Source organism: Gilvibacter sp. CC01, from assembly GCF_055755295.1.
Genome location: NZ_CM146909.1, coordinates 655,512 through 666,572 on the forward strand (window position 1 = coordinate 655,512; position 11,061 = coordinate 666,572).

The window sequence follows — 11,061 nt, forward strand, 5'->3', positions numbered from 1 at the left end:
TCATAAATCTATAGTCCAAAAATAAGTCGATTCCTTGCATAAAAAAAGTCCCGCTCACCAGCGGGACTTTCACTACAAAAATGTATTACTCCTTAATTTCGAGTAACTGTGATCGAGTTGGACAAGCTAAAGCAGCCCACTAGATCGCTGGCATTGTTGCCAGGCATTGCGCCTTCTAGGCCGTCCTCAAAGCGCAAGTACCAGATAAGGCACACTCCCAAACCAGCACCATCAAAGTCTACGCCTTCTAGGGCTTCAAGTGTTGGAGGTAAGCCTAAGATGTTTCCGGCATCGTCGGTGATCACCCAAGTAGAATTGGTTCCGGTTTGGGTTCCATCTAAGGTGATTCCGCTTACCATATCCGGCATACCGTCTACAATAAAGGTAAATGGCCCTCCGCTGATCATACCTGCATTCGGGGCATTTCTAACCACTTCAATTGGGTTAGACATGCTGAAGTCTCCTTCCAGATCGTTGGCGTTCGCTCCTACTTCTGCTCCTACTAATCCGTCTTCGAATCTGAGGTACCAGATTAGACATACACCTCCACCAGCACCATCAAAGTCTACACCTTCTAAGGCCTCAAGAGTTGGTGGTAATCCTAAAATATTTCCGGCATCGTCTGTAACGACAAAGGTTCTATTGCTTCCCGTAGCAGCCGGATCTGTGCTAATTCCACTCACAAAGTCAGGGCTTCCGTCTACACAGAATTCAAAAGGACCTCCCATAAGAACTCCGGCATTTGGAGCAGCATTTCTGTTTACGGTGATCGAGTTCGACAAATCAAAAGTACCGGTCAAATCGTTTGCATTTGCTCCAACTTCTGCTCCCTGAAGATCATCTTCGAAACGCAGATACCAGATCAAACAAACCCCTACTCCAGCATCGTCAAAGTTTACTCCTTCTAGTGCTTCGAGGGTTGGAGGCAAACCTAAGATATTCCCAGCATCGTCAGTAACCACAAAGGTTCTGTTCGTGCCAACGGCGTCGGGGTCGGTGCTAATACCGCTTACAAAGTCAGGGTTCCCATCGACCAAAAATGTGAAAGGCCCGCCTTGAAGTGTTCCAGCATCAGGTGCTGGCGTATTATTGTCATCATCATTGCTACAGGCGGCAAATAGCAAGGAAACAAACAACAGGCTAAAAATTTTTCTTTTCATGATTATAGTTTTATTAATACCGATACAAACTTAAATCGGCTGCATGAAAAGAAATGTCAGCTAGCTTACACTAAGCAGAAAATTTTAAACGAATCTCATTTCTGCTGAAGTCTATGAGCTCTTCTGCCTTAAATTTATTCATGATGGAATTCAATGTAGGCCGTGATGTTCCAAGCAATTTTGCAATATCTTTTTGGGTATACGGATGCTTTATCACCGTATCTCCATTATACGGACAGCAGTAGCCGTAGTCGTCTGCAAGCTCCTTTAAAAACTCTTTGACACGGGTTTCTGCATCCTTATATAATATGAGTTCTAAGCGACGCTCCAGACGTTTTAAACGAAATCCGATCAGCTTGTATATTCTAAAACTAAAGCTTCGGTTGTCTCGCATAAGCTCGTGCATAGTATTTACATCGACCGGGCAAATACTGGTGCTCCCCAAGGCCTGCGCAAATTCGTCACGCTTTTCTTCACCTAATATGGCCTTTTCTCCAAAAAGTTCGCCTTTGGTAAGAATGGCTTTGACTATCTCTTCGCCATCATCTGTGTAGTATTCGAGCTTTACACGACCTTCTTCTATAAGATACACCTTGCTGGCATTGTCTTCTTCAAAATAAATATAGTCTTGTTTGTTGTAGGTGTTAAAATCGTGATCTTGTTTGTATGCCTTGAATTTATGGGGACAAAGCATTGAAAACAGATTGACATCTTCAAAGAACCAAAGCGTCTTCATAGTGAATATTTTTGTAGTGTTTTGGCCAGCACTTTGGTGTTGACCGCGGTTAGTTATCTGTTTTAGACGGATGAATCTAGTTAGACTTACACATACAATGAAATATGGTTAACTTTGTTTAAAACCCTTTTTTATGAGTAGCCGTAGAGAATTTGTAAAACAGTCTGCATTAATTAGTACAGGATTAGCCCTAAGCCCGGCCTTCGCATTCGCTCAAGATTTAAAACCGCTTACTGAAAAGTTGCGCGTAGGCTTAATTGGTGTTGGTCTTCGGGGCACCAATCATTTACAAAACCTGCTATATAGAGATGATGTAGAGATCGTAGCCGTTTGCGATATTGATACGCGCAGAATGCCCGTAGTAGAAGAGCTGCTCAAAAAACACAAACACAAGGCTGTAAAACAGTTCACTGCAAACGACCTGGATTACAAGAATTTACTTGCGCTAGATAATATAGACGCTGTGATCATTTCTACGCCATGGCTATGGCATGCTCGCATGGCCAAAGACGCTATGAAAGCTGGTAAGTATGTTGGGCTGGAGGTTTCTGCCGCTAATACCATGGAAGAGTGTTGGGATCTGGTGAACATACACGAAGAGACCGGATCTCATTTGATGATCTTAGAAAACGTTTGCTATCGCCGTGATGTGATGGCGGTATTGAATATGGTAAAACAAAATGTATTTGGAGAGTTATTGCACTTTCGCTGTGGATACCAGCACGATCTGCGTTTTGTAAAATTCAACGATGGGAAAACAGCCTATGGGAAAGGTGCTGAGTTTGGTGAAAAAGGTATCTCTGAGTCGGCCTGGAGGACCAGGCACAGTTTGCTTCGCAATGCCGATGTTTACCCGACCCACGGCTTAGGCCCTGTAGCCAGCATGTGTGACATTAATCGCGGGAATCGTTTTGTTTCTATTTCTTCTATGGCTAGTAAAGCAGTAGGTCTCAACAAATATATAGTAGATGTTGGCGGAGCTGATCATCCCAATGCCAAACTCAAGTGGAAGCAAGGAGATGTCATCACTTCCATGATTAGCACTTCGAACGGGGAGACCATTATTGTGACTCACGATTGCAATTCACCGCGACCTTATTCCCTTGGCTTTAGAGTTCAAGGAAGCGAAGGACTGTGGGAAGTTGACGGTCGTAGAATTTATATAGAAGGAAAGTCAGAACCGCATCGCTGGGATGAAGCCCAGCCTTGGTTAGACAAGTACGATCATCCTCTGTGGAAACGCTTTGCCGAGCGCGCCACAGGTTCAGGACACGGCGGTATGGACTTCTTTGTGCTAAATGCCTTTGTAGAATCGGCCAAACGCAATGTAGCACCTCCTTTAGATGTATATGACGCTGCCGCTTGGAGCGCAGTGACGCCTTTGTCTGAAGCCTCCATTGCCGCCAACGGAGAAGCTCAGGAATTCCCTGATTTTACACGTGGGAATTGGGTAAAGCGCAAGCCGTGGAACTGGAACAGCGACCTATTCTAAATAGCTTATGACCCGAATAAAAGCCCCGGCACGGATCTGTCTTTTTGGTGACCACCAGGATTATTTAGGTTTACCAGTCATTGCCTGTGCTATTAATAGGTATATCGAGTTCAATGCTTTGCCAAACTCGAGTAATACGCTCTGTTTTGACTTCATCGATCTAAACGAAAAACGCTCGGTGAACTTAGATCAGCGGTACAATAATTTTGGCCCGAGAGATTATATCCGATCTAGCCTCTATTTACTACAACAGCGGGGAATACAACTAAAGTCTGGCTACGATATTGAGGTCTACGGAAACATCCCTATCAACGCAGGACTCAGTAGTTCTTCGGCCTTTGTAGTTGCTTGGATCACTTTGTTGCTAAAGCTCAGCAACAAGCTAAATGAATACACAGCAGTTCAGATCGGCCAGATGGCTTATGAGGCGGAATGCGTGCTGCACAAGGAGTCGGGAGGTAAAATGGATCAATACACGGCTGCCATTGGCAGTACCGTATATATAGATACCAGTAGAGATCTCAGCTACGAGTCTTTAATATTTCCGACTGATGCTCTTCTGGTAGCGAACTCGGGCATTCCAAAAGCAACACTAGACGGCTTGCGAACGCTCAATGAGCGAACCCATGCTGCAATAGCAAAAGTTACCCAGCAGTACCCTAACTTAGAGGTTGCCAAGGTGAGCCTCGGAGCGCTTGGACAGTATCTTAAATTCTTAGATGAAGCTCAAAGTTTACTGTTCGAGGCAGCGGTACGAAACCACACCTTGACGCTCGAAGCCGTGAAAAGAATTCGCTTGGGCACGGCTGATCCTTCCTTCCTAGGGGCCTTAATGTTCGAACACCATAAGGTATTACGGGATTTTCTAAAGATCACCACCCCAGAGATCGACGCCTTGATCAATGCCGCTATGGAGGCTGGAGCCTTTGGCTGTAAGATAGTCGGTTCAGGTGGTGGTGGGTGTATAGCTTGCATAGCTCCACGCGCAAAGAGAGATGAAATACTGTCCGCGCTAGAGGCAGCTGGCGCTTCGGTAGCTTTCGAAGCAATGATCTCTGAAGGAGCAAAAGAATTGGCCGAATGAAAACTTTGATCATCTTAGCTGGGGGTGCATCCTCAAGGATGAAAAGCTCACAAGCCAGTGCTAATGTTACTGCTGCGGAGGTAGCCGCTGCTAATGCCAGTGCAAAATGCCTGATAGTCTTAGAGGGAGACAAGCGTCCCGTTTTAGACTATCTGATCAAACAGGCAGCCAAAGCTGGGGTTGAGCGAGTGGTATTGCTCACCGGGTTTTACAACGCTACATTTAAACAATGGTACGATGATTCTGAATTCAACCAAAATACTTTGGGTGTTCAGATAGACTTTGCAATACAAAGAATTCCAGAAGGCCGAGATAAACCTCACGGGACAGCCGATGCATTGCAGCAAGCTTTAGAACAACTACCTGAGTTAAAAGAGCAGAAATTCTTGGTGAGCAACAGTGACAACCTCTATGACAAAACTGCTATAAAAGCGCTGTTAGAAACGGAAGCCAGCAATGCGTTCATTGCTTATGACAGAGCAGGTCTAGCTTTTTCAGAAGAAAAGATCGCCCGCTTTGCCCTTTGTCGTTTAGGCCCTAGCAATGAACTTTTGGAAATTGTGGAGAAGCCCGAACAAGCTTTGATGCATTCCTACCAAGATCAAGCTGGTACTTTACGCGTGAGTATGAATATCTTTAAATTTCACGGACAAGATATTTACCCCTATTTGGTTAGCTGCCAAGAACATCCGCAGCGCAAAGAAAGAGAATTACCAACTGCGCTCATGAATATGATTCACCAAGGAGGAATTTCTCTCCAGGGTATCCCATTTAAGCAGCATGTACCAGATTTGACCACCAAAGAGGATATTGCGCTGTTTAGAGCTCAGCTTAAAAAATAAAAAACCCGAAGCTTTCACCTCGGGTTAATTTTATAATCTTCTCGCTTAGTTTAGGCGTTCTGCTTCTTGATAAGGTTCAATGCCGATCCTTCTCTATACCACTCGATCTGAGAGGCATTATACGTATGGTTAGCCATAACGGTGTCTTTAGAACCATCTGCATGAACCACCTCGATAGTCAAAGCCTTGCCAGGAGCAAAGTCCGCGATGTCAACAAAGTTAAAGGTATCGTCTTCTTGGATCAAATCGTAATCCGATTCGTTTACAAAGGTTAGCGCTAACATCCCTTGCTTTTTCAAGTTGGTCTCGTGTATACGAGCAAAAGACTTCACCAATACAGCAGCAACTCCTAGATGACGAGGCTGCATGGCCGCGTGCTCTCTAGAGGAACCTTCACCGTAGTTGTGGTCTCCCACTACGATAGTGCGAATCCCCTGAGCTTTGTAAGCACGCTGTGTATCCGGTACACCTCCGTACTCTCCGTCTAGCTGATTCTTTACAAAGTTGGTCTTTTTGTTAAAAGCATTTACAGCACCGATCAAGGTGTTGTTGGCAATATTGTCTAGGTGACCGCGGTAACGCAACCATGGCCCTGCCATAGAAATATGGTCTGTAGTACATTTACCAAAAGCTTTGATAAGCAACTTTACTCCCTGCAATTCGCTATCCTGAATAGGTTCAAATGGAGTTAGCAACTGCAAACGCTCCGAAGTAGGGCTAACCACTACATCAATACCGCTTCCGTCTGCTACTGGCTCTAAATATCCAGCGTCTTCCACGTCAAAGCCTTGTGGCGGCAGTTCCAATCCTACAGGCTCATCTAACTTAACTTCTACACCGTCTTCATTGATAAGGGTGTCGTTCATCGGGTCAAAATCCAATCGCCCAGAGATCGCAATGGCAGCGACCATTTCTGGCGAACCAACAAAGGCGTGCGTATTTGGATTGCCGTCTGCTCGCTTAGAGAAGTTACGGTTAAAAGAGTGTACAATGGTGTTCTTTTCGTCTCCCAAAAGGTCTGAACGATCCCATTGTCCTATACACGGACCACAGGCATTGGTAAAGATAGTCGCACCGAGATTCTCGAACACGCTCAATAAACCATCGCGCTCTGCGGTGTAGCGAATCTGCTCTGACCCAGGGTTGATACCAAAGTCACTTTTAGGTTTTAGTTTTTTGTCGATGGCCTGTTGTGCAATACTAGCGGCACGTGTCAAGTCTTCGTAAGAGGAATTGGTACAAGAACCAATAAGTCCCCACATTACGTTAAGTGGCCAATCATTTTCTTTTGCTTTTGGACCAAGCTCGCCTACTGGTGTTGCTAAGTCTGGCGTAAAAGGTCCGTTCAAGTGTGGACGCAATTCTGAAAGATTGATCTCTATCACTTGATCGAAATATTGTTCGGGATTCGCATATACCTCAGGATCACCTGTTAGATATTCACGGATCTTATTGGCTTCGTCTGCGATCTCAGAGCGATCTGTGGCCCGTAAGAAGCGCTCCATAGCGTCATCATATCCAAAAGTAGAAGTCGTAGCACCGATCTCCGCTCCCATATTACAGATGGTTCCTTTACCTGTACAAGAAAGGTTGGTCGCTCCAGGTCCAAAGTACTCTACAATAGCGCCAGTTCCTCCTTTTACGGTAAGGATACCAGCTACCTTTAAGATCACATCTTTAGAAGCAGTCCATCCGTTGAGCTCTCCTGTCAATTTAACACCGATCAACTTTGGGAATTTAAGTTCCCAAGGCATTCCGGCCATAACGTCTACAGCATCAGCTCCTCCAACTCCTACAGCAACCATTCCAAGTCCCCCGGCATTTACCGTGTGTGAATCGGTACCGATCATCATTCCTCCTGGGAACGCATAATTCTCTAATACCACTTGGTGGATAATACCTGCGCCTGGCTTCCAAAAGCCGATTCCGTATTTGTTAGAAACAGACTCCAAGAAGTTGAACACTTCACTACTCGTCTCATTAGCGCGTTTTAAGTCGGCCGCAGCACCTTGCTTAGCCTGGATCAAGTGGTCACAGTGTACCGTTGTTGGTACAGCCACTTTTTGTTTTCCGGCTTGCATGAATTGCAGCAAAGCCATTTGCGCCGTAGCATCTTGACATGCGATGCGATCTGGAGCAAAATCAACATAATCCTTACCACGTACAAAAGGTTTGGAAGGTAATCCATCCCAAAGGTGCGCATAGAGGATCTTCTCCGCTAAGGTTAAGGGTTTACCCGTGAGTGCTTTAGCAGCATCTACCTTCTGCGCCATCTGCGCGTAGGTATTCTTTATCATGTCAATGTCGAATGCCATATATTTAGTTTTTTTGGAAGTGTTGCGAAAATACGAAATTTTCCGTTGAATTTTAAGCACCAAATAAGCTCAAATTGCGCGTCCAAGCACGATTTACGGGAATGCCATTTTCTAAAATAAAAATTGACCAACCTCTAAATTTCTACTTGTATTTTTTGCTGACTTGATAATCTAAGGCCCTTGAAAATAACGTTTTACCATTCGATGGTCTCGTAAATTCATCATTGGTTGCTCGTAAATTCGATACAACACATATGACAAAATGAAGGTCAGCAGTATATATACCATTACATAGACCCCTTTATCGATAAGGGAAAGTCGCTCGGTCGGTAAGTGGTATTTGAGCAATTGCAGGACCACTGAATAATGCAACAAATACATACTGTAAGAGATAAGACTGATTCGTGTAATAGGAGCGCGAACTAATCTTGGAGCAGACTGCCAGTGACTCAGCACAGGCAAGAACAGCGCAATGCTCAACGAACAAAACGGCAGGTAGATCACATTCCAAACTACAGGATGGCTGTCTATAAACCAACCAAACATGGGAATCCCGAAACTGATCAGCAACATACCCATCAGCCCTAAAAAAAAGAAAACCCAACGACTGGATCTCCAAAAATCAGTAAAATACTTAGACAAATAAGCGCCTAACATGCCATAAAAAATTGCGTCTAATCTGTAGATCATTACGGCCTTTAATCCCCGGTTCCAATAGTTCATGTCTGGCTGGGCAAACTGGAATTGATAGTAGCATTTACTAATAAGCCCAAAGGCTATCATAGCTAAGCCCGCATATAAAAAAGCCTTTTGTGCTTGTATTTTGAGCGCTTTCCAGAATCCCCAGCCAAGCACAGGAGCCAGTAGATAAGTAAACTCTTCTACAGGTAAACTCCAAGATTCGGTAAAGAAGATATCCATTGCAGAGAAAGCATTCTGCAAAAAGAAAAAATACTGCCAAAGTGAATCCGGCAATTCCCGCCCTATGTAGAACAAAATGGCAATGTTTAGTAAAAGGATCAGGTAATAATTGGGCAAGGTCCTAAACCAACGCCTTACCCAGAAATACTGCAAAGTGGCTTTGTCATAGGCGACTGAGAACTGTTTGAGCAGTATCCGCCCGATCAAAAAACCACTGAGCACAAAAAAGATTTCAACCCCCAATACACCCATAAGTCTGAGCAGTTCTCCTGGTAAACCAGGAAGCTCTGGTACTATCCAGAGCGCATGAGAAAACACCACGAATAAGATCGCCACCGCTCGCATGAGGTCTAAACCAAAAATACGCTTGGTGTAATCTATTTGCATAAAGAGATATATTTGTAGGGTATCGCGATGCGTATAAAAGTAATTAAAATATTCGGCTGGCTGTTGGTTCTCTCCCTACTCGGAGGAGGGCTTTACTATTTGCAGCTCTCTAACAGGCACAAGGCTATAGTCAAGACCACTATTTTACACAAATCAGGTCTTGGAGGCGACTGGCAAGTGAGTTATGGTGACCGACAAACCGATTTTTACAGCCCACTATTCTTTGTAGACAACATTTACACCTCTATGGAAGGCCCTAAGGCCATGCGAGGGTTTCAGATCGACCCAAACGCGGAGGATCTGGTCTGGATAAGTGGATATGAGACCACTGTTGTGGCTGCAAATGGAATTACGGAACTTTCCCGTGACTTTATGTGTCATACCAATTTGGACTATTACGACCAGAGTTATTACAGCAAATGGCAGATCCCAAACAGAATAGGAAGTAATTATCCGCGCTTGGCAACCTTGACCAATGGTATGGAATCTTACCATTATCCAGAAGGCTTCGGATTCCCCATTCAGGCCAACGAGCACTTATATCTTTCTACTCAGGTCTTGAATCACAACCTCAAGGAGTCCTTATTTGGTGTTCGACACAAGGTGAGTATCTTTCACAAAGCCGATAGCCCTGACATTAAACCCCTGCGGCCACTTACCGTTTTTATGATGCTTCCTTATGACGGTGAAAATCCCTTTGACAATGAGGCTGCAAAGACAGACCCAAGTGTGTGTATCCCAGTAGAGACCAAAAATCACAGTTATCAGGACAGCGATGGTAGTATGCGTTCTGGTCATTGGGTTGTATTCCCGGGAAAGCAGACCTATCGCAGTGATATGAGCGCACAACTAGAAGTTAAAGACAGTCTACAAGTGCATCATATTGCGACACATTTACACCCCTTTGCAACCTCCTTAAAGCTTATCAATACCGATACGCATAAGGTCTTGTTCTCTGCGGATGCTGAGAATCATTTAGACCGAGTTGGTTTAGCCCAAATTACCGAGTACAGCAGCACGGAAGGGTTCACCTTATATGCAGACAAGCAGTATGAATTGGTCTTGGAGGTCAATAACACCTCAGCCACAAAACAAGACATGATGGCTTCTATGTTCTTTGGAATTTACGATGCCGACCTAGACACTCGACTCAAAAGTAGGTTCGAGAATTAGAACAGATCTTTAATGATGGCCTCTATGGTCACCCCTTCTGCTTCTGCTTTGTAGTTTTTGATCATTCGATGGCGCAGCACCCCGTAAGCAACTTGCTGTACGTCTTCGATATCTGGAGAATATTTCCCGCGGATAGCAGCATTGGCCTTGGCCGACAAAATGAGGTTTTGCGAGGCTCTTGGACCAGCTCCCCAATCGACATAGGTTTTGACCATCGCTGTAGCTGTAGGCTCTTTAGGTCTGGTTTTTCCCACCATGGTAACTGCGTATTCGATCACATTATCTGCAACTGGAATGCGACGGATCAAATGTTGAAAATCGATGATCTCTTGTGCATTAAACAGGGTATTGACTTTAACCTCGTTATCGGTAGTGGTGTTCTTAACTACAGAGACCTCTTCTTCAAAGCTCGGATACTTTAAGTTGATAGCGAACATGAAACGGTCCAATTGCGCTTCTGGCAATGGGTAGGTTCCCTCCTGCTCAATTGGGTTCTGTGTAGCTAAAACAAAATAAGGCAGATCTAATGGGTAATGTCTACCGGCTACTGTCACTGCGCGTTCTTGCATAGCTTCCAGTAAAGCAGCTTGTGTTTTTGGTGGCGTCCGGTTTATCTCATCCGCCAAAATTACATTGGCAAAAATAGGTCCTTTTACAAAGGTGAAATTGCGGTTCTGATCTAGAATCTCTGCTCCCAGTATATCACTCGGCATAAGATCTGGAGTAAACTGTATACGTTTAAAGTCTAAGCCAAGGGTTTGGGCGACTGTGTTTACCAATAAGGTCTTGGCCAGTCCGGGTACTCCAATAAGCAGCGCGTGTCCTCCAGAGAAAATTGCCAATAGGACCTGGTCTATGACCTCTTCTTGTCCTACTATAACTTTGGCAATCTCTGTCTTTAAGGCCTTATACTTTTCAACAAGTTGGCCTATGGCTGCTACATCACTCATA

General features: G+C 44.6%; 9 protein-coding genes. 4 read left to right on the forward strand and 5 right to left on the reverse strand.

Going from position 1 to position 11,061, the window contains the following annotated elements:
- Positions 1-92: 92 nt before the first annotated feature.
- Together AC0J2F_RS03085 and AC0J2F_RS03090 are read right to left on the reverse strand one after the other, a co-directional pair.
- Positions 93-1,160, reverse strand: coding sequence for a hypothetical protein (locus AC0J2F_RS03085; RefSeq protein WP_473008667.1), 1,068 nt, complete (start codon positions 1,158-1,160; stop codon positions 93-95).
- Between the two features lie 70 nt (positions 1,161-1,230).
- Positions 1,231-1,896 (reverse strand): Crp/Fnr family transcriptional regulator, encoded by a 666-nt coding sequence (locus AC0J2F_RS03090; RefSeq protein WP_473008668.1) that lies wholly within the window; start codon positions 1,894-1,896, stop codon positions 1,231-1,233.
- A gap of 133 nt (positions 1,897-2,029) precedes the next feature.
- Between AC0J2F_RS03090 and AC0J2F_RS03095 the strand changes: the two genes are divergently transcribed.
- From AC0J2F_RS03095 to AC0J2F_RS03105, 3 genes are read left to right on the forward strand one after another with little or no spacing between them, the layout of a single operon-like run.
- Entirely contained in the window at positions 2,030-3,388 is a 1,359-nt protein-coding gene (locus AC0J2F_RS03095) for a Gfo/Idh/MocA family protein (protein WP_473008670.1), read from the forward strand.
- Between the two features lie 7 nt (positions 3,389-3,395).
- Positions 3,396-4,472 (forward strand): GHMP family kinase ATP-binding protein, encoded by a 1,077-nt coding sequence (locus AC0J2F_RS03100; RefSeq protein WP_473008672.1) that lies wholly within the window; start codon positions 3,396-3,398, stop codon positions 4,470-4,472.
- A complete protein-coding gene (locus AC0J2F_RS03105) occupies positions 4,469-5,314 on the forward strand; it encodes a sugar phosphate nucleotidyltransferase (protein ID WP_473008674.1) in 846 nt (281 codons plus the stop codon). The genes AC0J2F_RS03100 and AC0J2F_RS03105 overlap by 4 nt, the downstream gene beginning before the upstream one ends.
- A 50-nt stretch (positions 5,315-5,364) precedes the next feature.
- On the opposite strand, the gene AC0J2F_RS03110 is transcribed toward AC0J2F_RS03105, so the two are convergent.
- Together AC0J2F_RS03110 and AC0J2F_RS03115 are read right to left on the reverse strand one after the other, a co-directional pair.
- Complete coding sequence (locus AC0J2F_RS03110) at positions 5,365-7,629, reverse strand: aconitate hydratase (RefSeq protein ID WP_473008675.1); 2,265 nt, start codon at positions 7,627-7,629, stop codon at positions 5,365-5,367.
- Between the two features lie 171 nt (positions 7,630-7,800).
- Positions 7,801-8,937, reverse strand: coding sequence for an acyltransferase family protein (locus AC0J2F_RS03115; RefSeq protein WP_473008677.1), 1,137 nt, complete (start codon positions 8,935-8,937; stop codon positions 7,801-7,803).
- Positions 8,938-8,964: 27 nt separating this feature from the next.
- Between AC0J2F_RS03115 and AC0J2F_RS03120 the strand changes: the two genes are divergently transcribed.
- Positions 8,965-10,110 (forward strand): hypothetical protein, encoded by a 1,146-nt coding sequence (locus AC0J2F_RS03120; RefSeq protein WP_473008678.1) that lies wholly within the window; start codon positions 8,965-8,967, stop codon positions 10,108-10,110.
- Here the strand turns inward: AC0J2F_RS03120 and AC0J2F_RS03125 are convergent.
- On the reverse strand, positions 10,107-11,060 hold the full coding sequence (locus AC0J2F_RS03125; protein WP_473008680.1) for an AAA family ATPase: 954 nt from the start codon (positions 11,058-11,060) through the stop codon (positions 10,107-10,109). The two genes, AC0J2F_RS03120 and AC0J2F_RS03125, sit on opposite strands and share 4 nt — an antisense overlap.
- Position 11,061 lies beyond the last annotated feature (1 nt).